This is a genomic window from Brachybacterium squillarum M-6-3 (assembly GCF_000225825.1).
Lineage (GTDB): Bacteria > Actinomycetota > Actinomycetes > Actinomycetales > Dermabacteraceae > Brachybacterium > Brachybacterium squillarum.
The window spans coordinates 1,096,861-1,120,468 of record NZ_AGBX01000001.1 but is presented as its reverse complement, the minus strand read 5'-3'; the positions used below and the strand labels follow the sequence as shown (position 1 = coordinate 1,120,468).

The following is a 23,608-nucleotide window of genomic DNA, read 5'->3' as shown; positions in this document are numbered from 1 at the left end:
CCCGGCGACCGCTTGGTCCGTTTCGTCCCGCGCGGGACACCTGGCGTTCCGGTCCCCGGACACCCCGGCTACGCTGGGGGGTCCCACCGAGGAAAGGCATGGCGGATGGCGGAACGAACAGTGCGCATCGCGAGCACCAGCGGGCTGCACGCGCGCCCGGCCGCGGTGTTCTCCCAGGCTGCCTCCGAGCTGCCGATCGCGGTGAGCATCGAGAAGCCCGGCGCGGGGGCGCCGGTGCCCGCCAAGAGCATCCTCATGCTGCTCACCCTCGGCGCGGACCATGACGACGAGGTGATCCTGCGGGCCGAGGGTGAGGGCGCCGAGGCGGCCGTCGACGAGCTCGCGGCGCTGCTGGAGAAGAATCTCGACGAGGACCTCTGAGCCGCGCGCCGCAGCAGGCACGACGAAGGGCCCCGGCGTTCGCCGGGGCCCTTCGTCGATCCGGGGGTGGAACCCCAGGTCAGGAGCGGTAGCGGCGGGATTTGAACCCGCGGTACGGGGTTACCGTACACATCATTTCGAGTGATGCACCTTCGGCCGCTCGGACACGCTACCGCCGAACATCCTACGCGGCGCCGCCCGAGCCCATCAAATGCGCGGACCCGCGGGGCGAGCGGGGTCACGTCCGACCCGCCACAGGGGAGCAGACGGGATCAGGTCAGCCGCTCCTGCGCATAGACCTCCATCCCCTCCCGCACCACGGGGGCGAGGTCCCGGCCCTCGTACCGGAAGGAGGCGCGGAAGCGGGGATCGGCGACGTACACCTCGCCGAGCCCGCGGAAGGCCTCGGCCCCGGGCGCGGTGCCTCCCCAGGCCTCGGCGACCCAGCGATGGAGACGAGCGATCGCCTCCAACACCTCCGGGGAGTCCGCGGGCCGGCCCTGCGCGGTGGCGGCGTCGACCGCCGCCACGATGGCGGGCAGCTCGCTCCGGAAGCGGCGTCGGTCGGGCTCGTCGAGGCGCTCCCACCAGGCGGTGGAGGCCTGCTCGGCCTGCTTCCCCCAGCGTCGGGCCGTCTCCTCGCGGTGGGCGGTGTGGTCGAATCCGTCGAAGATCGCCGACGTCATGATGTCCTCCTGGTGCTCGAGGCGGTCGATGGTCGCCCGGACCGCCCGGCTCATCCGCGCCAGGCGCTCCCGCTCGTCCTCGAGACGGCGCAGGTGGGCACGCAGGGCCGGGCATGGTCTGCGGGCTCGGCGTCCAGCACCTCCCGGATCTCCGCCTGCGCCATCCCGAGCTCCCGCAGCAGCAGGATGCGCTGCAGGCGCAGGGTGCGGCTGGTGGTCCCGGTCGCGGCGGTGAGCTGCCGGATCGACCATTCCGGCATCGACCATTCCCGTTGGGGACCCGTGGGGTCGTCTCCGGGTGCCATCGGGTCTCCTGGTCTCGTGTCGTGCCGGGCACGGTCCAGGATGGCGCCTGACGTGGCGTCAACCGCAAGGTCGCGCGCGGTCCGTCCGCGCGTCGCCCTCGGGGGCCCTCAGACGGGCCGGGCGGTGAGGCGTCCTCGCAGGCGGGCGGCCCGCTCCTCCTTGCGGTGGTCGTGGATGCGGTAGGCCACGGAGTGCAGGTGCCGGCTGAACAGCGCGAGGCCCCAGGAGGCGGCGGTCGCCGTCTGGCCGTGCCGCAGCAGCATCGCCACGCCCCCCAGGCTCATCCGTTCCCGGCACCAGGCGTACACCTCGCGTCGCAGCACGGTGTCCCGGGGCTCCGCGGCCGCCCGGTGCAGCATCTGCGTGACCACGTGCGCCTCGACCTCCTGCTGCACCGCCCGCGCCTGCTCGGGCTCGAACAGGGCGGTGACGGTGCCGGACAGGATCCGCGGCATCTGGGTCAGCTCCCAGACCGTGGGCCGCAGGGTGTCGGGGGTGGCGGGGCCGGGCACCGTGGCCCGGTACAGGGGTTCGCGCACGCTCACCACCACCCGGGAGCGCACCAGGTGCCGCAGCGGTAGCACCTGGCCGCTGAAGGGGAAGCCGGGCTCGGCCTCCGGCAGCGGATCGCGCAGCAGCACGTGCTGGCCGAGCGCCAGCGTGCCCCTCGCCCACTGCAGGAAGGTCTCCCGGGGTCCGCTCAGCCCCTCCTGCGCAGGGAACCGTAATGGACCCAGCTCCTGGCCCTCCCGTACCGCAAGGATCGGCGTGAGCACGAGATCGGCACCAGCACCGGTTCCCGCCTCGAGCATCTGCTCCACATAGCGTGCCTCCACGACGTCGTCAGCGTCCACGAAGGTCACCCAGGGCGCTCTGGCCAGGGTGATCCCGTGGTTGGTCACGGTGGCGTGGCCCCGAGAGACGGGGAACCGCTCCACCACGATTCGTGGATCGACGGGGACGTCGTGCACGGGGTCGTGCACGGATCCGTCGTCGATCACGATGATCTCGATGTCTTCCACGGTCTGGGCGAGGAGGGAGCCGAGCGCCCTGGTCAGGGCGGTGCCGTTCTCGTAGCAGGGAACGATCACGCTCACCCGGGGGATCGTGCTCATGTCCTCGCCCGTCGTTCGCCGCGCCGATCCGGCCGGAGGGAGGGCTTCGTGCCGGCCGCCCTCCCGGGCCGGATACTGCGCGCACTCATCAGGTCCCGATCCCTCCCCTGCTCAGCAGGCCCTCCAGGCCGGTGGCCCGGACGATCTGGAAGGACTCGGCGTGGGCCAGGCCCACCTGGGAGCCCCGGAACCCGGCGAGCGCCCGCAGGGCGTGCAGGGATCGGGCGCCGGGATCGGCCTGCAGCTGACTGGCGAAGCAGCCGAAGGCCTCGACCTTGCGCTCGAGAGTGTCGGTGGCGTCGACCGTCCAGCTCGGCACGAAGGCGGGCTCCGCCCCCGGCGCGTTCCAGAAGGTCTCCGAGACCGTCTCGTACATCGCCACCATCTGCAGCGCTGCCCCGGAGCCGATGGGGCGGGTGACCACCATCGAGGCGTCGAAGACGACCCGGTGGTCGACGTGCCGGTCCGGGAAGGGGATCAGGGCGAGCTGCGGCTCCAGCTCGTCCATCACCCGCTGCAGGGGGCCGTTCAGCGCCGCCACCGAGCCGCGGGAGACCTCCACCGAGGGCAGGTCCAGGAAGCGGGAGTCCGCCACCCCGAGCACGGCGTGCGCGGCGCGGGCCTCGGCCTCCACCTGCGGGGCGATCTCCGATGGGTACAGCGGCGGCAGGTCGGCGCAGGCCGCCACGACGGTGACCTCCCAGCCGGCGTCGGCGAGGCGGGCGATGGTGGCGCCGGCACCCAGCACCTCGTCGTCCGGGTGCGGGGCGACGACCAGGGCGCGGCGGCTCATCGGGACACCGCCGCGGGGCGCTTGCGCGGGGCCAGCGCCCCCTCGATGTGCCGACAGACCTCCTGGACCTGCCGCGGGTTCGAGGCAGGGGAGCTGGGCACCACCAGGGTGTGCTCGAACATGCGCTGGGCCACGCCGCGCACCAGACGCGGATACCTGTCGTGGTCGGCGCAGATCGGCTGGGTGTGCAGCGGGGTGAACAGGCGGCGGGTCTCGATGCCCTTCACCGCCAGCAGACGGCCCAGCCGCTCCACGGTCGCCGAGAGCGAGCCGCCGGCCAGGTCCTGCCCGGCGTGGTCCTCGCTGGTGCCGTGCACGTGCAGGTCCGGATCGACCTCGAGGACGGTCAGCCAGCAGTTGTCGCCGGCGTCGTCCCCGCCCATGATCCGCAGCCCCGGCACCCGCTCGCACAGCTCGCGGTAGCGGCGCCGATGGGCACGGCGGGCGGCGAGGAAGCCGTCGAGCTGCTCCATCTGCGCGCGCCCGAGGGCGGCCAGCAGGTTCGAGAGCCGGTAGTTGTAGCCCGGCTCGCGGTGCAGGTAGTGCGGCACGGGCTCGCGGGCCTGGGTGGACAGGTGGAGCACCCGGTCCGCGAACTCCTCGTCGTCGGTGACGACCGCCCCGCCGGAGGAGGCGGTGACGATCTTGTTGCCGTTGAAGGAGAAGGCGGCCGCACGGCCGTGGGAGCCGGCGGGCCGGCCCTCGCGGACGGAGCCCATCGACTCGGCGGCGTCGACCAGCACCTGCGCCCCGTGCCGGTCGGCGATCGCGGCGATGCGGGCGTGGTCGGCGATCTTGCCGTACAGGTCCACCGGCAGCACCGCGGTGATCGGGGTGCCGGCCTTCTCCTGCTCCTCCATCAGCTCGGCCAGCAGCTCGGGGTCGAGGTTGCCGGTGGTGTCGCAGTCCACCAGCACCGGGGTGGCCCCGGCCTGGGTGATCGCGTTGATGGAGGCGACGAAGGTGAGGGTGGGGCAGGCCACGCGGTCACCGGGGCCGATGCCGGCGGTGACCAGCATCAGGTGCAGCGCCGCGGTGCCGCTGGAGACGGCCACGGCGCGCTGACGCCCGGCGCGGCGGGCGATCGCCGCCTCGAAGACGCCGATCTCGGGGCCGACGGGGGCGATCCAGCCGCCCTCGATGGCCTCGGCGACGTAGGTCTTCTCGCGGTCGCCGACGGTGGGCACGGACAGGGGGATGCGCATGACCACGTCAGTTCACCGCCTGTTCGTCGCCGACGACCGCCGGGGACGAGCTGATCGGGAGCTCCGCGAGGACGTCCGGGAGCAGCTCGTGGGGCCCCTCACCCAGCAGCAGCTCGCGGGTGGACCGACCCCAGTCCTCCGGCCCCGGCAGGGCGGCCGGGTCCAGGGGCGGGCAGTGCACACGCATGATGCCGGCGTGCTCGGTCCGATCGCCGCTCTCACCGACGGAGTGGAGGTCCTCGTGCAGCTTCTCCCCCGGTCGCAGCCCCGTGTAGACGATGGGGCAGGACACCCCGGCGAGGTCGGCGATGGTGGTGGCGATGTCGACCATCCGCACCGGGGCCCCCATGTCCAGGATGAGGGTCTCCCCAGAGTTCCCGAGGGCTGCAGCGGTGAGAACCAGCGAGCACGCCTCGGGGATGGTCATCACGAAACGGGTGACCTCGGGGTGGGTGACGGTGAGCGGGCCGCCACGGCGCACCTGGTCCACGAAGGTCGGGACGACGGAGCCGCGGGAGCCGAGCACGTTGCCGAAGCGCACCGAGACGTAGGGCCTCCCGGTCTCGGCCGCTGCATGGGCGGTCAGCGCCTCGGCCAGCCGCTTCGACCGACCCAGCACGTTCTGCGGGTCGGCGGCCTTGTCCGTGGAGACGTTCACGACGTGCTCGGCGTCGTACCGCACCGCGGAGTCCAGCACGTTGCGGGTCCCGTGGACGTTCGTCATCCACGCCTCGCGCGGGTACCGCTGCAGCAGCGGCAGGTGCTTGAGCGCGGCCGCGTGGAGGACCACCTGGGGGCGGAACTCGGCGAACACCTCGTCCACCCCCTCGGCGTCCCGGATATCGCGCAGCAAGGTCTCCGGGGTGTCCAGCAGGCCGCTGCCGTCCAGACCGAGCTGCAACTCCTGCAGCGCGGACTCGTCGCGGTCGAGCATCAGCAGCCGCGAGGGGGCGAGACCGCGCACCTGCCGGGTGAGCTCGGAACCGATGGATCCGCCGGCGCCGGTGATGAGCACCCGGCGTCCGGTGATCAGCTCCGCGGCGACCCCGGGGTCGGGCGCGGGACGGAGGGAGCCGCTCAGGGCGGCGAGCTCCCGGGCGAGCAGGCGCATGTCCATGCCCCAGGTGACGGTCGGGCCCGAGGTCGGGACGGTCTGGGCCTCCCGTCGACGTCCGAAGAGGTTGGCCATCATGAGCGGTGCCCGTTCCGGACGACCGCGCGGTGCCGGGGCCCGTTGACCAGCGCGGCGAGGAAGGCGACCAGCAGACCGAGCACCGCCCCGGCAGGCAACAAGATCTGCGGATCAGGGGTCTCCGGACGGGAGGGCAGGGTCGCGGACTGCACCGGCTCGGTGGAGACCTCCACGGTGTCCGTGGAGGTGTCGCTGATCGCGGTGCCGAGCGCGACGGCACCGGCATCGGCCATGGCCTGGGCGTTCTCTGCGCTGGAGCCCGTCCCCTCGATCGCGATCACGAGAGAGCCGTCCGTGGGCACGTAGGTGACCCGGCTCTCGAGCTGCTGACGGGAGAGGTCCTCACCGAGCTCGGTCCGCATGTCCTCGAGCGTGGCGTCACCGAACCCCAGGTCGACGTAGGTGGGCAGGCGCTCATCGACGTACGTGGCCACGTCGAGCGAACCGGCGTCGTCCGCGGGAGCGACCTCCACCAGGATGGCCGCCTCGGAGCGGTAGGTCTGCGGGAGGACGACGAGGGCGAGTGCCCCCAGGGCGAGCCCGGCCACCAGGCCGGCGGCAAGCCACCACCACCTGGTGCGGATCGTCTCCCAGAGTCGCTGCGTGGTCATGCGGTACCCCTTTCGGTCGATGGTCCTGGGGCGGTGGCGTTGCCGACCGGCCGCTCGGGCGCGGGGGCCGGCAGATCGACGCCGATCCGCTGGTACGCGGCGAGGGAATCCGCCGCGAGGTCGTGCAGGTCGAAGTGCGCCCGGACGTGGTTCCGAGCGGCCGCGCCGTAGCGGTGACGGAGATCCGGGTCGAGGGTGAGCTCGACGAGGGCGGCGGCGAGGGTCTCGGAATCCGGGCACAGCCGCCCGGTGACGCCGTCGACGACGACGTCCGCCATGCCGGTGACGTCATGGGCGAGCACGGGGATGCCGAGCGCCTGGGCCTCGAGGACGGCGACGGGCAGCCCCTCCCCCGCGGTGGTGAACAGCACCAGGTCGGCGCGCGCCAACTCCGCGTGCAGCTGCTGGCGGTCCAGCCATCCGCTGACCTCGATGCCCGGACCGAGCAGGTCGCGGTCGCCGTCCCCGAGCCACCTCGCCTGGATCTCGGGAGCGCCGGCGGGACGGGTGGCGGGGTCCGCCCAGGCACGGACGATCGCCGCGAAGTCGGCCGGGCGCTTCTGCGCGGCGATCCGCCCGACGTGGACGACCCGCAGCGGTCGGTCCGGCCCCGCGGGAGGAGCCGCGGCGGCGACGATCTCACCGAGCGCGCGGGCGTCCACGCGGTTGCTCAGCACCGCGGTGCGGGCACCCGGCAGGCTCGCCCGGGCCAACGTCTGCTCCGTGTCGGAGACCAGCACCAGGCGCGGACCCATCACGGTGCCCAGGCGCTCGAGGGCGAGGAACATCCGGCGGGACCTCCTGCCCAGGTCCGAGCGGTCGAAGGCGAAGCAGTGGGGGGAGTAGACGGTGCGGTCGCGATTGCCGGTGACCAGGGCGAGGGCCCGGCCGATCATCCCGGTCCGGGACGAATGCAGCTGCAGCACATCGGGCCGGTCGCGGAGCAGCAGCGAGGCCAGTCCCACGGTGAGGGCGGGCATGGCCCACCGGGTGCTGGCGGCGAGACGGCGGACCCGCACGGCCGACCCGACCATCTCCTGGATCTGCTGCGGCGAGGGGGAGCTCGGACGGGGCACGTAGGCCAGCTCCACGGCCAGGTCCTCCCTCTCCCCCTGGGCGCGGGCGATCGTGCTCACCGCGGAGAGCACGCCGGAGAAGGCGGCATCGGTGACGTGCAGGATCCGGGTCGGACGCGATGCCGGATCGCCGGGGGCGAGGGCACGGGACTCCCGCGCACGGGTGGTGGTGCTCATACGTTCCTCCTTCGGGCCAGATGGACCATGAGGACCAGCGGCAGCATCGGGGTCAGGTGCTTCAGGGCGGAGCCGTAGTCGGGCTCGAACAGGGCCTGCACCATCAGGAAGGACAGCAGCAGGGCCGCGGCCCGGGTGCCGCGTATCCGGTCGGTGCGATCCGGCGCGTCCGGCCCGGCGGACTGCTCGACGAATCGGCCGCGGACCACCGGGACCAGGACGACCAGCCAGATCACGGTGAAGGCCAGGCCGCTCAGGACGTGGAACGGGGAGCCGGAGGACAGCAGGTCCACCGGGATCACCATCAGCGCGACCATCCCCAGCGCGGCCAGGACGCCGAGCGCCCCCGCGGCCTCGGGCGCGATCGAGGTGATGAGGGAGTTCACCTCCACCTCGCCGGCGCGTTCGTTGTTGGCCCAGTCGCGCTGGCCCTGCAGTCCGTGGTCGAAGACCGCCCGGAAGGCCGGCTGGAGCACCGCATAGGCGAGGACCGGCAGGCCGATCAGGGCGAGAGGATGCGACGTGCGGGGAAGCAGCCACCTCCAGGCCGCGTAGAGCGCGGCGATGATCAGCCAGTACGGGCGAACGGCGGCGCCGTAGGCCGTGAGCAGCGCCAGGATCGTGACCTCGACGCCGCCGACCCTCGCGGCTGTCCGGCCGACGGGCAGGAGCACCACCACGATCACCACGAGCAGCGTGGCGAGCTCCTTGTTGTACTGCGCGAGGTAGGCGAGGCCGGGAAGGAACACGGCGCCCGCGAGCAGCAGGTCGAAGCTGGTGAGCTCCGGGATGCGGTCCCAGCGCACCGCGGCCATCACCGCCACGACGAACAGGGCCATGCCGATCAGGGCGGCGATCGGTGCGGCGTCCGCGAGCCCCAGGGCCCGGTAGGCCGACGCGACGGTCTGGAAGGAGGCGGCGTCCGGGGCCCAGTGTCCCCGGTCCATGGACTGCTGCAGGTGACCGTCGTCGAGCAGGAACTGGCTGGGCAGGTAGTCACGGGCCACGAGCGACGCCATCAGGGACACCCCGGCGATCAGGACCAGCACGAGCTGGTTCTCCCGTCCCCGCAGACCGCGCGGAGCGGGGCGTTCCCCGTTCCGTCCGCGCGACGGCCCGGAGAGCGCGGTCATGTCGTCCGGCGTCATGCGGCCACCCGGGACCGGTCGGGGGCGCTGGTCCGGGCCGAACGGCAGGCCCGGACGAAGTCACCGGTCATGGAGGTGGTGCGCACCTCACGGGCACGGCGGGCCAGGGCGCTCCAAGCCGCCGGGTCCGCCTCCAGGGCCAGCAGACGGTCGACGGCGCGGACCGCGTCCCCGCAGAAGTGCAGGGTGTCCCGGCCGTCATGGGTGTCGGCGGCCAGGTCGCCGACCGGCGAGAGAACGCTGACGAAGCCGGCGGCGAGGGCCTCATGGGCGCTCATCCCGTACCCCTCGAAGGCGGAGGTGAGGACGAAGACGTCCGACGTCGCGACCACCTCGGCCAGTCCCTCGCGATCCATCGTCCCGAAGATCCGGACCCGATCGGTGAGCCCCCGGGCCGTGATCTCCTCGCGCAGGGCTCCGAGCGAGCCTCCGTCGGGGCCCACCAGGGTGAGGCGGGCACCGGCAGGACGTCTCGCGTCGAGCTCGGCGAGCAGGTCCAGGGCGCGATCGAGTCGCTTCTGCGGGGCGATGCGGCCCCAGCTCACCAGGTGCAGAGGCTCCTCGGCGACGGGTCGCTCCCGGGGCCCGCTCAGCAGCGCAGGGGCATCGGGCCGGACCAGGACCGTCGGAGTCTCCGCCCCGAGGTCGCACAGCATCGGATCGACGAGCTCCTCGCGCGCGGCGATCGAGTCGCACAGGATGAGGTCGGCCCGGGGCAGGGTCCACCGGTGCACCAGGCGGTCCACGGGGTTGGTGAAGCGGGAGTTGTGCACCCAGATCGCCCAGGTGCCGCGCCAGCCCACCAGGCGGGCCAGGTACCCGAGCGCCATCGAGCGCCACAGGGAGGTGACCAGCACGTCCGGACGATGGCGTCGGATCAGTGCGAGGATCCGCACCGCCGAGCGCGGCGAGTTGACCCCGCTGCCCACCACATCGGCCTCCAGGGCCGCGTCCTCGGGCGGCGAGGCTTCGAGGGCAGCCACCCGGTAGTCGATCTCCTCCGCCTTCTGCTCCTCGGGGGCCTCGGTCGCCACCGGTCGCGCGGAGCCGCGGAGTGTCGCCTGCAGGTGAGCGGCCGCAGTCTCGACACCGCCGACAGCGGTGCCATGGATGAGATGGAGGACCTTCATCGCCGGGCCCCCTTTCCGGTAGCCGCGGCAGGAAGGCTGCGCAGCAGGATCATCAGGTCCTTCCAGGGGGTCCAGGTGTCGACGTAGGAGTCGTCGCGATCGCGGGCGTCCTCCGGGCTCGGGCGACGGACGGCGCTGAGCATCCACGGGCCGGTCATTCCGGGACGCACGCCGAAGAGGTGGGAGAACCGGGTCTCCCGGGGGGTCGTCTCCTCGGGGCGCCGCGGCCGGGGGCCGACCAGGCTCATCGAGCCCCGCAGAACATTGAGCAGCTGCGGGAGTCGGTCGAGGCCACTGCGGTGCAGGCGGGGACCGAGTCGGTTCGAGAGCGTCTCGGTGCCCGCGGCGCGACAGCGGAAGGTGAGGATCCGGAACGGATCCCCGTCCAGGCCGATGCGCTCCTGGCGGCAGAGCACGGGCCCGCCGTCGTCGAGCCGGATCAGCGCGGCGACGACCAGCAGGACCGGCGAGAGGACGAGCAGCAGCAGCGCCGAGCCGGCCGCGTCCGCTGCACGCTTGAGCGTACGGACGAGAGGGGCGGGTCGCGGTGAGGCCAGGACCAGGCCGGGGCCCAGGTCCGTCACGAGGAGACGGGCACGGGAGGGGCGCTCGGCATCGGCGTCCTGGTGGACGAGGAGGTCCACGCCGTCACGGCGCAGCTCCCAGTTCAGGGCGCGCACGGTGTCCTCCGGGATCCCGGCCTGCAGCTCCACCCGGTCGGCACCGAGCCGATGCAGGTCCAGCCGCACGGCGCTGGCCACGAAGTCCACGTCGGCCAGCACCTCGGGAGCGAATCCGCGGACCCGAGCGCGGGAGGCGCCGTGGTGCCGGCCGACCTCGGCCGAGGGGCTGATGATGATCGTCCGCGGCGGCACCAGGGCTTCGGCGAGGCGCCGCCGGGCGGCGCCGGTGGCGAGCACGGTGACCGCCAGCAGTACCAGCACCCAGAGCAGCCCCTGGGGAACGGTCCGTCCCGCGAGCAGGGCCAGAGCGACGCCGGCGGCGAGAGCCACGACCGGGAGGGCGGGAAGGGCGGCGAGCGCCCTTCGGAGGGTCCGGCCGGTGGCGGGCGCGATCCGAGGGGGAGGGCCCGGTCGGGTCCGTGCCGTGATCGGGGCGGCGGAGGCGACGGTCGGGGCGGAGGCCGCTTCGGTGACCGGGTCGACGGTGAGATCTGGGGCGATGGTGGACACGGTCCCTCCTTTCGGGCAGGGAGCATCGTGGCGACGAGGCACGGCCGCGTCGGGGGATCAGGGAAGGAAGGCAGGGCCCGGGCCGATCAGGGTTCGACGAACGGACCTACGGAGGTAGGCACGATGAAAGCGGCGTGCGCGAAGATCGGGACGACAGCGCTACCGCGTGAGCGGGGGCCGGGTGCAATGGTGCGCACAGGCATCGTGGCCAGCAGGTCATGGTGCCGGGACCGGGGTCGACGGCTCTCCTCTGCAATCACAGGACACCGTTCCCCGACATGGACTCCGGCTGGGCGACTCGAGGTCGGAACCGGACTGCGTCCCCCCTGCCGGGAAGGCGGGTGTCTCGTGCATCTGTCCGATGCCGGGCAATCCCGACACGGAGCGGTTTAACCCTAAACGGGCAGGAAGAAGCGGCGCAAGAGCGGTCCACCCGCTCCGCGTTACCGGGACGTTATCGGGACCGGAGTCCCGTCACCCAATGCAAGGCCCCTCGGAGACGCAGGTCAGAGAAGCTTTTCCGACTTTTTGTCGGAGTGACACGCCCGGCGCATCGCCGCAGGCGACCCCCACGACGTGGGACACGACACGCGATCTGTGCCACATCGTCTCAATCCGCCCGAAGCCCGGCTCCGAACCTCTCGTACGGACCTGGACACGCTGCCGCCCCGTGCGCTCCGGCCATCCGCTCCTCCGATCCAGGATCACGACATGCCCCCCGACACCCTTGCCAGAGGGATCCATGCCACGGGACCATGCCCGATATGACCCGATTCATACCCCTGGATCGCGCCTTTGGCAACCCCCGCGAAGCCCGCGACCGCCGTCGCGGCGAGGTCGGCCCCCGTCGTCCGCCGCTGCGCCCACCTGCAGCTCCCGGAACAGGAGAGAGCGCTTCCACATCATCCGGGAACAGCACCACGACACCCCGAACCTGCACCGTTCGTCCGAATCCCGTCGTAGTCTTCTCATCAGTACCATTTTCAACTGGTTGGGGGGATGCAACCGGACGAGGGGACGCTGCGGAGCCCGCCCTCCCCGCCTCGTGCCGGTTGCAGGACGGACCTCCGGGGGCATCCCGGGTCCGGGAGCGAGGGACACTGAGAGGTACGAATGCCATGAGCCAGCCCGAGCCGCCGCCGCGCTCGCACGAGGCGGAGGAGGACCCCACGCCCACGACCGTGGTCACCGGCGCCGACCGTGCCGCCGGGGCGATCGTGGTCGCGCTGCTCACCCAGCGCGGACACCACGTGATCGGGGTGGACACGCCGCGCTCCCGCCCCCTGGGGCCCGTCCGCGACGGGCACCACGACGCCACCGGCCATCACAGCATGGGCAGCGTGCCCGCCCTCGCCCGCCTGGTCGCGGAGTCCCACGCCGACCTGGTGATCCCGACCCTGCCCGCCGAGGTGGCCGAGCTCTCGGCCGCCCGCACCCTGCTCGAGGGGCTCGGCGCCTCCGTGATGATCGCCGGCGCAGGCCCGGTGGCGCTGGTCTCCGACCGGCTCTTCGCCCTCTCCTACCTCCACAGCCGCGACGTGCGCGTCCCCCGCTTCGCGCTGCCCGGCGACGTGGCCGACGTCCGCGAGGCGCTCGAGCTCTTCGGCGGCCCCTTCGTGGCCTCCCCGCGCTCCAAGCGGAACACCCGCTCCGCGTTGCTCATCGCCGACACCGACTCCGAGAACTGGGAGGCGATCGACGACGACTGGATCCTCCGGGAGACCCTCCCCGGGGACCACTACCGGGTGATGGCCCATCGGCCCGTCCAGGGCCGCTCCGGGCGTCTCGCGGCCGTCGTGCGCGATCCCTCCGGCCAGGACCGTCCCTGGGGGCCTCCCGCTCCCACCGGCATCCCCGAGTCGGCCTCCCGCCTGGAGGCGCCGGAGATCGAGCGCCGGGCCCTCGCCGCGATCCGCGCCGTGGGGCTCACCGGCCCCTCCACGGTCGAGATCATGCTGGCCTCGGACGGCTCCCCCGTGGTCACCGACATCGACGCCACCTTCGGCCAGCACCTGCGGCTGGCCCCCGAGCTGCTGGACGTGGCCCTGGCCGGCATCGACCCCTCCGGCGGCGAGGAGCGCCCGCCGGCCACCCCGCCGACCGTCTCCCCCTGAGCGTCCGCCCGGCGGCGCCGGGCATGCCGACGGGCCCCGACCGTGTCCGCCAGGAGGACGCTCGGGGCCGGGGTCGGAAGGCAGAGGGCAGGGGTCTCAGCCGGCGAGCTCCGCCACCGCCGCGGAGGCCGGTGCCGGGATCCGCGCGACCGGGTCGCCCTCCCCCAGCAGCAGCTCCCGTGTCGCGGGACCGCGGTCGGCGATGCCGGGCAGCCCGGCCGGGTCCAGAGCGGGGCAGCGCACGGCGGTGAGCCCCCCGCTGACGGCCCGCTCGTCCTCCTCGGAGGCGCAGAACAGGTCCTCGTGCAGCTTCTCCCCCGCCCGCAGCCCGGTGTAGACGATCGGGCAGGGCACGCCCGCCAGCTCGGCGATGGCGGCGGCGATGTCCGCGACCCGCACCGGGTCGCCCATGTCCAGCACCAGGGTCTCCCCCGGGCGACCGCCCACCACGGCCGAGAGGACCAGCTGGCACGCCTGGGCGATGGTCATCACGTAGCGCGTGACCTCGGGGTGGGTGACGGTGAGCGGACCGCCGCGCCGCACCTGCTGCACGAAGGTCGGGACCACGGATCCCCGGGAGGCCAGCACGTTCCCGAAGCGCACCGAGACGTAGGGCAGCCCGCTGCGTGCCGCCACGTGGGCCGTGAGCGCCTCGGCCAGCCGCTTGGAGCGGCCGAGCACATTGACCGGATCCGCGGCCTTGTCGGTCGAGATGTTCACGAAGCGCTCCACGCCGTGGCGCTCGGCGGCCTCCAGCAGGTGGCGGGTGCCGTGGACGTTGGTCTGCCAGGCCTCGTGGGGGTTGGCCTGCAGCAGCGGCAGGTGCTTGAGCGCCGCCGCGTGGAACACCAGGTGGGGACGGTGCTCGGCGATCACCCGGTCCACCCCGCGGGCGTCGCGGATGTCCGCCAGCACCGTGTCCGGGGTCTGCAGGAGGCCGTGGCCGTCGAGCCCGAGCTGGAGCCGCTGCAGGGCCGACTCGTCGCGGTCCAGCATCAGCAGCTGGGCGGGTCCGAGGCCGTGGAGCTGCCGGGTGAGCTCGGACCCGATGGAGCCGCCCGCGCCGGAGACCAGCACCCGCTTGCCCTCCACCAGCTCGGCCACGGGGGCCAGGTCGGGGACCGGGGCGGTGCGGCCGCTCAGGGCCGCCAGGTGACGGGCCAGCTCCTCCAGATCCATGTCCCAGGTGACCATCCCGCCCGGTGCGGTGGGTCGCGGCGGCTCGTGCCGTCGTCGTGCGTGAGCACGCATCGTCATACCTCTTCTGCTCGACATCCTGCTCGGCTGCGGACCGGAGGATCCGCTGATGGTGGTGGGCCCGGGCGCGACCCGGGCGTGCGTCGGCGCCCGGGCAGCGCGGAGCGCAGGGGCACGCGCCGTCGAGGGTGCGGCCCGGGGCGCGCCGAGGGGCCCGGTAGGGGGAACGGTGGTAGGGGGAACGGTGAGGGCCGGCCGGTGATCGGGAGGAAGGGCACGGGGCCCGCCGGGCGGACGGTCCACGGCCGCCGCCAGGGGGAGACGGCGTGCCGGAGCCGGGGCACGAGGCCCCGAGGCGTGCAGGCATCGGTGCCGAGCTCCGCCCTGGCGGAGCCTTGACCGAGCCGTGCCCCATGCGTCACCGGGACGGGGGGCGATTCTTACTGTACGTCCGCCCTGCGGGTGACCGAGGAGTCGTGATCGGTTCGTGTCCTCCCGGGCCGTCCGGGATCGTTCGACGGGCCGTCGGAGGGAAACCGAGGTCCCCGCGGGATGTGCCTGCGGGCGGGTCCGCGACGCCGCGAGCAGGCCGGATAGGCTCGAGGCCATGACCTCCGCCACCTCGACCTCGAGCTCCCTCCCCGCCGCACCCCGCCCCGCGCACCGCCCCACCGTGCGTCGTGCCCACGGCGAGGAGGTGGTCGACCCCTACGAGTGGCTGCGCGACAAGGAGGACCCGGAGGTCCGCGCGCACCTGGAGGCGGAGAACGCCTACGCCGAGGCGCGCACGGCACACCTCGCGGACCTGCGCGGAACCCTGGTCGCCGAGTTCGTCGGCCACACCCTGGAGACGGACCTGTCCGTCCCGCTGCGCCGCGGCGACTGGTGGTACCTGACCCGCACCACCGCCGGGCACGACTACCCGGCCTTCACCCGCGTCCCCGAGGGTCCCGAGCTGCCGCGCGGCGCCGGTGGCGTGCCGGAGGTCGATCCGGAGGCATGGCTGCCCGGGGAGGAGATGGTGTTGGACGCACAGGCCGAGGCCGCGGGCGCCGAGTTCTACCAGCTCGGCGGGATGGCCCTCTCCCCCGCGCACGACCTGCTGGCCCACGCCGTCGACCTCAGCGGCGACGAGCGCTTCACCCTCCGCGTCACCGAGCTGGGCACCGGCACCGTGATCGACGAGGCCGTCACCGGCGCCGGCTACGGCCTGGCCTTCTCCGCGGACCGGCAGCACCTGTTCTACGCCCGGGTGGACGACGCCTGGCGGCAGCACCAGATCTGGCGGCACCGGATCGGCTCCCCCTCCGCGGAGGACGTGCTGGTGCTGGAGGAGCCCGACGAGCGCTTCACCGTCTGGTTCGAGCGCTCCCGCGACGGCTCCACCCTGGTGGTGCAGTCGGGCTCCACCACCACCGCGGAGGCCTGGCTGCTGGACCTGCACGAGCCCACCGGCCCGCTGCGCCCGGCCGGCGGCCGCCGCGAGGGCGTGGACTACACGGTGGAGCACGCCGGGGACCGCCTGCTGATCGTGCACAACGACGGGGTCGAGGGATTCGCCCTGGCCGAGGCGTCCCTGGAGGATCCCGGCTCCTGGCACCCGCTGCTGGAGGCCGGCGAGGGCGAGCGGCTGCTCGGGGTCGAGGCCTTCGCCGCGGCCGTCGCCCTGGAGCTGCGCAGCGGGGGCCTGGCCGCGGTGCGGGTGCTGCCGCGCCGGGCGGACGGCTCGCTGGACGTCGCGGCCGCCGCGGACGTGAGCCACGGCGGCGAGCTCGACGCCGTGGAGCTGGACGCGAACCCGCGCTGGGAGACGCCCACCCTGCGCTACCGCCTGGGCAGCATGCTCACCCCGGACACGGTCGCCGAGCGGGACCTCACCACCGGTGAGGACACGGTGCTGCGCCGCACCCCGGTGCCCGGCTACGACCCGGAGCTGTACGAGGAGCACCGGGAGTGGGCCCGCGCCGCGGACGGCACCGCGGTGCCGATCTCCGTGGTGGCGCGGCGGGACGTGCCCCGGGACGGCACCGCGCCCGGGTACCTGTACGGCTACGGCTCCTACGAGATCTCCGTGGACCCCTCCTTCGTCGCCTCCCGGCTCTCCCTGCTGGACCGCGGCCTCGTGCTCGCCATCGCCCATGTCCGCGGCGGCGGGGAGATGGGCCGCGCCTGGTACGAGCAGGGCAAGCTGCTGCACAAGAGGAACACCTTCACCGACTTCGTGGCAGCCGCCGACCACCTCGTCACCTCCGGCCGGGTGGACCCGGCGCGGTTGGCCGCCGAGGGCCGCAGCGCGGGCGGCCTGCTGATGGGGGCCGTCGCGAACCTGGCCCCCGAGCGGTTCCGGGCGATGCTCGCCGGGGTGCCCTTCGTGGACGCGTTGACCACCATCCTGGATCCCTCCCTGCCGCTGACCGTCGGCGAGTGGGAGGAGTGGGGCAACCCGGTGGCCAGCGAGGAGGTGTACCGCTACATGCGCACCTACAGCCCCTACGAGAACGTCCGCGCCGTCGAGTACCCGGCGGTCTTCGCGGCGACCTCGCTGAACGACACCCGCGTGTTCTTCGTGGAGCCCGCCAAGTGGGTGGCCCGGCTGCGGGAGACCGTCACCTCCGACCAGGCTGAGCGGCCCATCCTGTTCCGCTGCGAGATGGTCGCCGGGCACGGCGGCCGCTCCGGCCGTTACCGGAAGTTCGAGCAGCGGGCCGAGGAGCTGGCCTGGCTGCTGGACCAGCTCGACGCCACCGCGCTGCGCTCCTGACCAGCCTCGACTCTGATCTCCCCGACCCGGACCGATGCCGGGGCGGGCAGCTCGGCCCGTAGCCTGGTGCGCATGGAACACACGGTGCTCGGCGACCTCATCTCGGTCTGGTGGATCGCCCTGGCCGCGATGGCGGCGCCCCTGCTGGCGAGCCTGACCCGCAAGAAGGTGCCCGACGTGGTCTGGCTGCTGGTGCTCGGCGCCGTGATCGGTCCCGACGGCCTGGGCCTGGCCGTGCAGACCCAGGGCATCACCCTGGTCCGGGAGATCGGACTGGGGCTGCTGTTCCTGCTGGCCGGGCTCGAGATCGACCCCGCGGCGATGCGCAGCCGCCAGGGGCGCAGCGCGGCGACGACCTGGATGCTCTGCCTGGCGCTGGGCATCGGCGCCGGGTTGATGATCGTGCAGGGGAACCCCCGGGCCGCGATCGTGCTGGGCATCGCCTCGACCTCGACGGCACTGGGCACCCTGCTGCCGATGATGCAGGATGCCGGCGCCACCGGCACCCGGCTCGGCTCGGCCACGCTGGTCCACGGCGCCCTCGGCGAGCTCGGGCCCATCATCGCGATGGCGCTGCTGCTGTCCTCGAAGGCCACCTGGGCCAGCGCCCTGGTGCTGATCGGCTTCGCGATCGCCGCGGCCCTGCTGGTCGCCCTGCCCGTGCGCCTGTTCCGGAGGATCCCCGCCCTCGGCGGCGCGATCGAGGCCGGGGTCAACACCTCCATGCAGACCACCATGCGGCTGAGCATGCTGATCCTCATCACCCTGATGACGCTCTCGGGGCTGCTGGACCTGGACATGACCCTCGGCGCCTTCATGGCGGGCATGCTGATCGGCCGACTGATGCTCCACGGCGACGAGGAGTTCGTGGGGAAGGTGCAGGTGCTCGGCTTCAGCTTCCTGATCCCCGTCTTCTTCGTGACCAGCGGGATGGCGATCGACGTCGGCACCGTCTCCACCGAGCTCGGGGCCCTGGCGGCCTTCGTGGTCACGATCCTGCTGGTCCGTGGCCTGCCGGTGTTCCTGCGGGAGCAGTTCACCGACACCGGCTCGGGCCTGGAGACCATGAAGGAGCGGATCGCGCTGGGCCTCTACGCCTCGGCGGGGCTGCCGATCATCGTCGCCGTCACCGAGATCGCGGTGGAGGCGGAGCTGCTCACCGAGCAGCAGTCCAGCGTGATGGTCGCCGGTGGTGCGCTCACGGTGCTGCTGTTCCCCCTGCTGTCCGGGGTGCTGACGCGGGACGCGGCCCCCGCGGAGCGCACACCCGCCGAGGCCTGAGCCCCGATCACCCGCACGCGGACGCGGCCGGCACCCTGCACAGGCAGGGCACCGGCCGCGTCGCGCCGTCGGCGGGATCCGCTCAGAAGGCGGGGATCACCGAGCCGTCGGTGTAGGTGTCCTCGATGAAGGTGCGGACCTCGTCGCTGTGCAGCAGGCCGTCCAGGGCGACCAGGGCCTCGTTCTCCTGGTCGGCGTCGCGCACCACCATCATGTTGGCGTTGGGGTTGTCCTCGCCGGCCTCGATCACGATGGCGTCCTCGGAGGGGGCCAGGCCCGCCTCGAGGGCGTAGTTGCCGTTGACCACGCCGGCGGCGAAGTCGCCGAGGGAGCGGGCGATCTGCGCGGCCTCGAGCTCGGTGAACTCGAGGTTCAGCGGGTTCTCGGTGACATCGGCCGGGGTGTGGGCGTTCTCCGCCACCTCCGGGTCCAGCACGATCACGTCGTTCGCGGCGAGCACGGCCAGGCCGCGGCCGCGGTTGGTGGGGTCGTTGGCGATGGCGATGGTGTCGCCGTCGGCCAGCTCGTCCAGGCTGGTGATCGACTCGGAGTAGACGCCCATCGGCTCGACGTGCACGCCCTCGAAGCCGAAGAACTCGTAGCCCTTCTCCTCCTCCTGGTCGGCGAGGAAGGCGGGGGTCTGGTAGAAGTTCGCGTCGAGGTCGCCGTCGGCCAGCGCCTGGTTGGGGATCTGGTAGTCGGTGTACTCGGTGATCTCGAGCGCGAGGCCGGCGTCGGCGGCGAGGTTCTCCTGCACGAAGGCGAGGATCTCGCCGTGCGGGGCCGGGGAGGCGCCGATGCGGATGGTGGTGACGCCGTCCTCCTCCTGGGGGCCTTCGGTGCCGCCGGCACCGCAGGCGGACAGGGCGAGGGCGGCGACGCCGGCGCCGGTGGCGGCGAGCGTGGTGCGGCGGGTGAAGGTGCTCATGGGGTTCTCCTCGGGGGTTCGGGGATGTCGCGGATGAGGGGGGCGGACGCGGGGTCGCGTCCGCCAGGGGGGTCAGACGGTGGCGGCGCGGTGGTCGACGGCGCTGGCCAGGGCCGAGCCGATGGCCTGCACGGCGATCACGATGACCACCAGCACGGCGACGGTGGCGACCATGACCACGTTGTCGTAGCTCTGGTAGCCGTTGCGGATGGCGAGGTCGCCGAGGCCCTTGCCGCCGACCGTGCCGGCCATCGCGGTGTAGCCGATGACGGCGATGGCGGTGGTGGTCAGCGAGCCGATGATGCCGGGCAGCGCCTCGGGCAGCAGCACCTGGCGGATGATCTGCCAGCGGCTGGCGCCCATCATCGAGACCGCCTCGATCTTCCCGGCGGAGATCTCCCGCAGGTTGATCTCGATCAGCCGCGCCAGGAAGGGGATCGCGGAGATCGCCAGGGCGAACATCGCGGCGTTCGGGCCGGTCACGCGGCCCACCACGAAGCGGGTGACGGGGATCAGCGCGATGATCAGGATGATGAAGGGGAAGGAGCGGCCGACGTTGACGACGAAGCCGACGATGCGGTTCACCCAGCGCGCGGCGGGGCTGCTGGAGCGGGCGGTCTCGTACAGCAGCAGGCCCAGCGGGATGCCGATCACCGCGGTGAACAGCATCGTACCGAGGGTCATGTAGAGGGTGATCAGGGTGTTCGACCACAGGCTCGTGTTCGAGTCCCAGGTGGTGAAGACGGGGTTGTCCAGCCACTCCATCAGGCGCTGACCTCCTGGGCGACGACGCCGGCGGTCTCCAGCTCGCGCAGGTACGCGGCCAGGCCCTCCGGGCTGATGGGGCGGCCGGAGTCGTTGCGCAGCGCGATCTGCACGCGCCCCACCTGGCGGCCGCCGATGGTCTCGATGGTGCCTGCGACCAGGGTGGCCTCGGCGCCGTGGCGCTCGGCCAGGCGCGAGAGGTCCTCGCTGGTGCGGATTCTGGTGGAGTCGCCGTAGTCGCAGTTCACGATCACGGCGTCCAGGCCCGTGGGGGCCGGGGGCAGCGGGATCAGCTCGGCGGAGAGCGGACCGTGCGGGTCGGCGGCGACGTCCACCAGGTCGCCGGTCTGGGCGATCCGGCCGTCCTGCAGCAGGGTGACGGTGTCGCAGACCTCGCGGACCACCGCCATCTCGTGGGTGATGATGACGACGGTGATGCCGAGGCGCTCGCGCAGGTCCTGCAGCAGGCGCAGGATCTGGGCGGTGGTGGCGCCGTCCAGGGCACTGGTGGGCTCGTCGCACAGCAGCACCTTCGGCTCGGCGGCCAGGCCGCGGGCGATGCCGACGCGCTGCACCTGTCCGCCGGAGAGCTGGGCGGGGTAGTTGTGCTCGCGGCCGGAGAGGCCGACGATCTCCACCAGTTCGGCGACGCGCTTCTCGCGCTCGGCGCGGGGCACCCCGGCGATCTCGAGCGGGTGGCCGATGTTCTGGGCTGCGGTGCGGGAGTCCAGCAGGTTGGCGTGCTGGAACACCATGCCGATGTTGCGCCGGGCGGCGCGCAGGGCGGCCCCGTCGAGGGCGGCCACGTCGGTGCCGTCCACCTGGACCTTGCCGGAGCTGGGCTTCTCCAGGCCGGTGAGGCAGCGGATCAGGGTGGACTTGCCGGCGCCGGAGCGGCCGACGATGCCGTGGATCCGTCCGGGATCCAGATGCAGGTCGATGCCGTCGAGCGCGACGACGGGGTCTCCCCCGCCCGGAGCGGGGAAGACCTTGCGGAGGTCTTCGAGGGTGATCACCCCGGCAGTGAACCATCGGGGGCACCCCTGCCCGCAGGGATGTTCACAGGGAGAAACAATCTTCACAGCACCGCCCGGGGGAGCTGTGCGGGCCGTCACGCCCCGCCCGCCGCCGTCTCATCGGACGTCGCGTCGAGCCATCCGTCGACGCAGCTCCTCGATCGAGCTGATGCTGGCGACGATCACCGTCGCGTCGCGCGCCAGTGCCGCCGTCCCATCGCCGTCAGCTGGCCGTATCTCAGGCCCCTCCCCGGACCGTGGGCTACGTGCCCCGACGGCGAGGGCCCTCCCCCGTGGACGACGGCGCATGTGGGCATCTCGGCACTGGGGCCCGAACGCACTACGCTGGGCGGAGGCAGCTTCCGCATGGATCCCGTGCGCAGCGTGACGGAGGCGGAGCTCACCGCCCTGCTCGAGGACCCGGAGATCCAGGCCGCGCACCGCCGCGCCCGGGAGCATCCCGAGGGGTTCACCCCCGCGGACGACCTGCCCTGACCGGCGCCGTCTGACATTTCTCCTGGGTGGGACGTCCGGAGTGCATCGGAGCTGCTGACACGGCGCCCTCCCGACGGCGTCTGCCCGTTGCGAGGGCGGACACCAGGACCCCACCGACACGGCTCCGCTCAGCACACCCACCCCGCTCAGCCGCACCAGGAGGACCCCATGACCGCCCGACCCACCGGAACCCTCGCCGAGGACGGCCGCCTGGCCCTGCGCCGCGAGCTGCCCCAGCCGGCCGCGGAGACCTGGGCGGCGATCACCGACCCGGACCGCACCGCCCGCTGGTTCGGCCCCTGGAGCGGGAACGCCGCCTCCGGCGAGATCACCGTGACCATGACCGCCGAGGAGGGCGACCCCTCCTCCCCCGCCCGCGTGATCGCCGTCGAGTCGCGCCACCGCCTGGTCGTCGAGACCGTCGTCGGCGAGGACGCCTGGCGGATGGAGCTGCGGGTCGAGGAGACCGCCGAGGGTTCGGCGATCACCCTGCTGCAGCGGGTGGACGACGGCGAGGCCGCCTCGATGATCGGCCCCGGCTGGGAGTTCTACCTGGACCGCCTGGTGGCCGCCGAGACCGGCGGGGACGTCGCCGCGATCGCCTTCGAGCCGGACTACTACCCCGGCCAGGCCGAACACTTCCGGGCGCTCTACACCGCCTGACCCGACACGCCTGCGCCCCTGACCAGACACCTTCCCTTAGGACCTTTAGGGTACTTTAGGAGATCAAGATAAAGCTCCCTAAGGTCTCTAAGGTGCGCGATGGACCCCATCAGGAACCCCTACACCCCCAACGCCGGCGCCAAACCGGACGTCCTGGCGGGACGAGACGACCAGCTCGCGTCATTCGAGACGCTCCTCCAGCGAGTCGCTCGCGGAAGGTCCGCGCGCTCGATGATCATCACCGGGCTTCGGGGCGTCGGCAAGACGGTTCTTCTCGGGAAGTTCCGTGACACGGCGCTCGCCCAGGACTGGAGCGTGCTGGACCATGAGGTGTCCCGCCACGACGACCAGGATTTTCGACGCCAGCTCGCTCTCAGCTTGCGGACCATCCTCTTCGATCTGGCTCCGCGCGCACGATGGACGGAGCGCTTCCGGGTGGCCGCAGCAGCGATTTCCTCCTTCACGCTCTCCGTGGACCAGATGGGGACCTTCCGGGCGGGACTGAACGTCGACTCCATTGAAGGGCTTGCCGATCACGGCGACCTGGCCATGGATCTCACCGATGTCTTCCTAGCGCTCGGGGCTGCCGCCAAGGACCACGGAAAAGGCGTGGTCATCCTGCTCGATGAGGTGCAGTTCCTCAGCTCCCGCCAGCTCGAAGCCGTCATCATGGCCCTGCACAAGACGGTCCAACGATCGCTGCCACTCATCCTCGTCGGGGCCGGACTTCCGCAGGTCGCCGAGCTTGCCGGCGACGCGAAGTCCTACGCCGAGCGACTCTTCACCTTCCCCACCATCGGAAACCTCGACTCTGACGACTCCCTTCTCGCGCTCCGCGAACCAGCCATCTTGGAGGATGCCGACTACGAAGAGGAGGCGTTGGCTCTGGCCCATCAGGTCACGAGCGGATACCCGTACTTCATCCAGGAGCTCGGCTGGGCAGCCTGGGGCGTCGCATCATCCTCGCCGATCACCCGAAAGGATGTGGAGGACGCCGTCGACCACTACCAGGCGAAACTCGACAGCTCCTTCTTCCGCGTTCGACTTGATCGCGCGACCGACCTCCAGACGGCGTACCTGCGCGCGATGGCAGAGCTAGGGCCCGAGCCGCACAAGGCCGCCGATGTGGCTGTGCTTCTCGACCGGGAATCCACGCAGCTGGGCCCGACGCGAGCGGAGCTCATCGACATGGGCCTGCTCTACACGCCGCATCACGGTTACGCGGCCTTCACCGTCCCGCACTTCGATCAGTTCATGCTGCGGGCGGTTCCAGAACTCGAGGTCCCTCCGAAGAAGAGCATCCGGGCCCGAAAGCGATGACAACACCTGACGAGACCTGTCCTCCTGCTGTCCATCGCCAGCCTTCCATCTTCTC

Annotated in this window: 22 protein-coding genes and 1 tRNA gene; 7 read left to right on the top strand and 16 right to left on the bottom strand. The window is 72.5% G+C overall.

Annotated elements, in window-relative coordinates; all coding sequences use genetic code 11:
- Positions 1–105 precede the first annotated feature (105 nt).
- Positions 106–381 carry an HPr family phosphocarrier protein gene (locus tag OM98_RS04960; protein WP_029362695.1) on the top strand — a complete coding sequence of 92 codons (276 nt, stop codon included), beginning with the start codon at positions 106–108 and terminating at the stop codon, positions 379–381.
- A gap of 86 nt (positions 382–467) precedes the next feature.
- Here OM98_RS04960 and OM98_RS04955 read toward each other — a convergent pair.
- From OM98_RS04955 to OM98_RS14755, 12 genes are all read right to left on the bottom strand, one after another.
- Positions 468–555, bottom strand: a tRNA-Ser gene (locus OM98_RS04955).
- A gap of 98 nt (positions 556–653) precedes the next feature.
- A complete protein-coding gene (locus tag OM98_RS14485) occupies positions 654–1,121 on the bottom strand; it encodes a TipAS antibiotic-recognition domain-containing protein (RefSeq protein WP_010533481.1) in 468 nt (155 codons plus the stop codon).
- A complete protein-coding gene (locus OM98_RS15480) occupies positions 1,118–1,372 on the bottom strand; it encodes a MerR family DNA-binding protein (protein ID WP_139017574.1) in 255 nt (84 codons plus the stop codon). The genes OM98_RS14485 and OM98_RS15480 overlap by 4 nt, the downstream gene beginning before the upstream one ends.
- Positions 1,373–1,480: 108 nt before the next feature.
- The gene (locus OM98_RS14765) at positions 1,481–2,488 is read right to left on the bottom strand and encodes a glycosyltransferase family 2 protein (protein ID WP_010533479.1); all 1,008 of its coding nucleotides are present in this window, start codon (positions 2,486–2,488) and stop codon (positions 1,481–1,483) included.
- Between the two features lie 88 nt (positions 2,489–2,576).
- Complete coding sequence (locus OM98_RS04940) at positions 2,577–3,281, bottom strand: PIG-L deacetylase family protein (RefSeq protein ID WP_010533478.1); 705 nt, start codon at positions 3,279–3,281, stop codon at positions 2,577–2,579.
- Complete coding sequence (locus OM98_RS04935) at positions 3,278–4,486, bottom strand: DegT/DnrJ/EryC1/StrS family aminotransferase (RefSeq protein WP_010533477.1); 1,209 nt, start codon at positions 4,484–4,486, stop codon at positions 3,278–3,280. The genes OM98_RS04940 and OM98_RS04935 overlap by 4 nt, the downstream gene beginning before the upstream one ends.
- Positions 4,487–4,493: 7 nt before the next feature.
- Entirely contained in the window at positions 4,494–5,678 is a 1,185-nt protein-coding gene (locus OM98_RS04930) for a polysaccharide biosynthesis protein (protein WP_010533476.1), read from the bottom strand.
- The gene (locus OM98_RS04925) at positions 5,675–6,289 is read right to left on the bottom strand and encodes a YveK family protein (protein WP_010533475.1); all 615 of its coding nucleotides are present in this window, start codon (positions 6,287–6,289) and stop codon (positions 5,675–5,677) included. The genes OM98_RS04930 and OM98_RS04925 overlap by 4 nt, the downstream gene beginning before the upstream one ends.
- Positions 6,286–7,542 carry a glycosyltransferase gene (locus OM98_RS04920; protein ID WP_010533474.1) on the bottom strand — a complete coding sequence of 419 codons (1,257 nt, stop codon included), beginning with the start codon at positions 7,540–7,542 and terminating at the stop codon, positions 6,286–6,288. Before OM98_RS04920 ends, OM98_RS04925 begins: the two co-directional genes overlap by 4 nt.
- Complete coding sequence (locus OM98_RS04915) at positions 7,539–8,690, bottom strand: hypothetical protein (RefSeq protein WP_033194812.1); 1,152 nt, start codon at positions 8,688–8,690, stop codon at positions 7,539–7,541. Before OM98_RS04915 ends, OM98_RS04920 begins: the two co-directional genes overlap by 4 nt.
- Positions 8,687–9,820: a glycosyltransferase family 4 protein gene (locus OM98_RS14760; RefSeq protein ID WP_010533472.1), complete on the bottom strand. Its 1,134-nt coding sequence runs from the start codon at positions 9,818–9,820 to the stop codon at positions 8,687–8,689. Before OM98_RS14760 ends, OM98_RS04915 begins: the two co-directional genes overlap by 4 nt.
- Positions 9,817–11,013: a sugar transferase gene (locus tag OM98_RS14755; protein WP_010533471.1), complete on the bottom strand. Its 1,197-nt coding sequence runs from the start codon at positions 11,011–11,013 to the stop codon at positions 9,817–9,819. Before OM98_RS14755 ends, OM98_RS14760 begins: the two co-directional genes overlap by 4 nt.
- Before the next feature lie 1,118 nt (positions 11,014–12,131).
- Between OM98_RS14755 and OM98_RS04900 the strand changes: the two genes are divergently transcribed.
- Positions 12,132–13,127 carry an ATP-grasp domain-containing protein gene (locus OM98_RS04900; protein WP_010533470.1) on the top strand — a complete coding sequence of 332 codons (996 nt, stop codon included), beginning with the start codon at positions 12,132–12,134 and terminating at the stop codon, positions 13,125–13,127.
- A gap of 96 nt (positions 13,128–13,223) precedes the next feature.
- On the opposite strand, the gene OM98_RS04895 is transcribed toward OM98_RS04900, so the two are convergent.
- The gene (locus OM98_RS04895) at positions 13,224–14,378 is read right to left on the bottom strand and encodes a polysaccharide biosynthesis protein (protein ID WP_245528718.1); all 1,155 of its coding nucleotides are present in this window, start codon (positions 14,376–14,378) and stop codon (positions 13,224–13,226) included.
- A 553-nt stretch (positions 14,379–14,931) separates the two neighbouring features.
- On the opposite strand from OM98_RS04895, the gene OM98_RS14750 reads away from it, so the two are divergent.
- Entirely contained in the window at positions 14,932–17,085 is a 2,154-nt protein-coding gene (locus OM98_RS14750; protein ID WP_010533468.1) for a S9 family peptidase, read from the top strand.
- A gap of 72 nt (positions 17,086–17,157) precedes the next feature.
- Positions 17,158–18,366, top strand: a complete 1,209-nt coding sequence (locus tag OM98_RS04885; RefSeq protein WP_033194811.1) for a cation:proton antiporter — start codon at positions 17,158–17,160, stop codon at positions 18,364–18,366.
- Positions 18,367–18,448: 82 nt separating this feature from the next.
- Here OM98_RS04885 and OM98_RS04880 read toward each other — a convergent pair whose 3' ends face one another.
- The 3 genes from OM98_RS04880 to OM98_RS04870 all read right to left on the bottom strand — a co-directional run bounded on the left by OM98_RS04880 (position 18,449) and on the right by OM98_RS04870 (position 21,075).
- On the bottom strand, positions 18,449–19,294 hold the full coding sequence (locus OM98_RS04880; RefSeq protein WP_010533466.1) for a MetQ/NlpA family ABC transporter substrate-binding protein: 846 nt from the start codon (positions 19,292–19,294) through the stop codon (positions 18,449–18,451).
- 72 nt (positions 19,295–19,366) lie between these two features.
- Positions 19,367–20,059 (bottom strand): methionine ABC transporter permease, encoded by a 693-nt coding sequence (locus OM98_RS04875; RefSeq protein WP_010533465.1) that lies wholly within the window; start codon positions 20,057–20,059, stop codon positions 19,367–19,369.
- Positions 20,059–21,075, bottom strand: coding sequence for a methionine ABC transporter ATP-binding protein (locus OM98_RS04870; RefSeq protein WP_010533464.1), 1,017 nt, complete (start codon positions 21,073–21,075; stop codon positions 20,059–20,061). Before OM98_RS04870 ends, OM98_RS04875 begins: the two co-directional genes overlap by 1 nt.
- A 366-nt stretch (positions 21,076–21,441) precedes the next feature.
- On the opposite strand from OM98_RS04870, the gene OM98_RS16345 reads away from it, so the two are divergent.
- From OM98_RS16345 to OM98_RS04860, 3 genes are all read left to right on the top strand, one after another.
- The gene (locus OM98_RS16345; protein ID WP_280990797.1) at positions 21,442–21,570 is read left to right on the top strand and encodes a hypothetical protein; all 129 of its coding nucleotides are present in this window, start codon (positions 21,442–21,444) and stop codon (positions 21,568–21,570) included.
- A gap of 168 nt (positions 21,571–21,738) precedes the next feature.
- Complete coding sequence (locus OM98_RS04865) at positions 21,739–22,233, top strand: SRPBCC domain-containing protein (RefSeq protein ID WP_010533463.1); 495 nt, start codon at positions 21,739–21,741, stop codon at positions 22,231–22,233.
- A 99-nt stretch (positions 22,234–22,332) separates the two neighbouring features.
- The gene (locus OM98_RS04860; protein WP_010533462.1) at positions 22,333–23,553 is read left to right on the top strand and encodes an ATP-binding protein; all 1,221 of its coding nucleotides are present in this window, start codon (positions 22,333–22,335) and stop codon (positions 23,551–23,553) included.
- The last annotated feature ends 55 nt before the right edge of the window (positions 23,554–23,608 follow it).

Bases quoted from the DNA above. Each gene is read 5' to 3' on its own strand.
- OM98_RS04960 (WP_029362695.1), top strand. From the start codon at position 106: ATGGCGGAACGAACAGTGCGCATCGCGAGCACCAGCGGGCTGCACGCG.
- OM98_RS14485 (WP_010533481.1), bottom strand. From the start codon at position 1,121: ATGAGCCGGGCGGTCCGGGCGACCATCGACCGCCTCGAGCACCAGGAG.
- OM98_RS15480 (WP_139017574.1), bottom strand. From the start codon at position 1,372: ATGGCACCCGGAGACGACCCCACGGGTCCCCAACGGGAATGGTCGATG.
- OM98_RS14765 (WP_010533479.1), bottom strand. From the start codon at position 2,488: ATGAGCACGATCCCCCGGGTGAGCGTGATCGTTCCCTGCTACGAGAAC.
- OM98_RS04940 (WP_010533478.1), bottom strand. From the start codon at position 3,281: ATGAGCCGCCGCGCCCTGGTCGTCGCCCCGCACCCGGACGACGAGGTG.
- OM98_RS04935 (WP_010533477.1), bottom strand. From the start codon at position 4,486: ATGCGCATCCCCCTGTCCGTGCCCACCGTCGGCGACCGCGAGAAGACC.
- OM98_RS04930 (WP_010533476.1), bottom strand. From the start codon at position 5,678: ATGATGGCCAACCTCTTCGGACGTCGACGGGAGGCCCAGACCGTCCCG.
- OM98_RS04925 (WP_010533475.1), bottom strand. From the start codon at position 6,289: ATGACCACGCAGCGACTCTGGGAGACGATCCGCACCAGGTGGTGGTGG.
- OM98_RS04920 (WP_010533474.1), bottom strand. From the start codon at position 7,542: ATGAGCACCACCACCCGTGCGCGGGAGTCCCGTGCCCTCGCCCCCGGC.
- OM98_RS04915 (WP_033194812.1), bottom strand. From the start codon at position 8,690: ATGACGCCGGACGACATGACCGCGCTCTCCGGGCCGTCGCGCGGACGG.
- OM98_RS14760 (WP_010533472.1), bottom strand. From the start codon at position 9,820: ATGAAGGTCCTCCATCTCATCCATGGCACCGCTGTCGGCGGTGTCGAG.
- OM98_RS04900 (WP_010533470.1), top strand. From the start codon at position 12,132: ATGAGCCAGCCCGAGCCGCCGCCGCGCTCGCACGAGGCGGAGGAGGAC.
- OM98_RS04895 (WP_245528718.1), bottom strand. From the start codon at position 14,378: ATGCGTGCTCACGCACGACGACGGCACGAGCCGCCGCGACCCACCGCA.
- OM98_RS14750 (WP_010533468.1), top strand. From the start codon at position 14,932: ATGACCTCCGCCACCTCGACCTCGAGCTCCCTCCCCGCCGCACCCCGC.
- OM98_RS04885 (WP_033194811.1), top strand. From the start codon at position 17,158: ATGGAACACACGGTGCTCGGCGACCTCATCTCGGTCTGGTGGATCGCC.
- OM98_RS04880 (WP_010533466.1), bottom strand. From the start codon at position 19,294: ATGAGCACCTTCACCCGCCGCACCACGCTCGCCGCCACCGGCGCCGGC.
- OM98_RS04875 (WP_010533465.1), bottom strand. From the start codon at position 20,059: ATGGAGTGGCTGGACAACCCCGTCTTCACCACCTGGGACTCGAACACG.
- OM98_RS16345 (WP_280990797.1), top strand. From the start codon at position 21,442: ATGGATCCCGTGCGCAGCGTGACGGAGGCGGAGCTCACCGCCCTGCTC.
- OM98_RS04865 (WP_010533463.1), top strand. From the start codon at position 21,739: ATGACCGCCCGACCCACCGGAACCCTCGCCGAGGACGGCCGCCTGGCC.
- OM98_RS04860 (WP_010533462.1), top strand. From the start codon at position 22,333: ATGGACCCCATCAGGAACCCCTACACCCCCAACGCCGGCGCCAAACCG.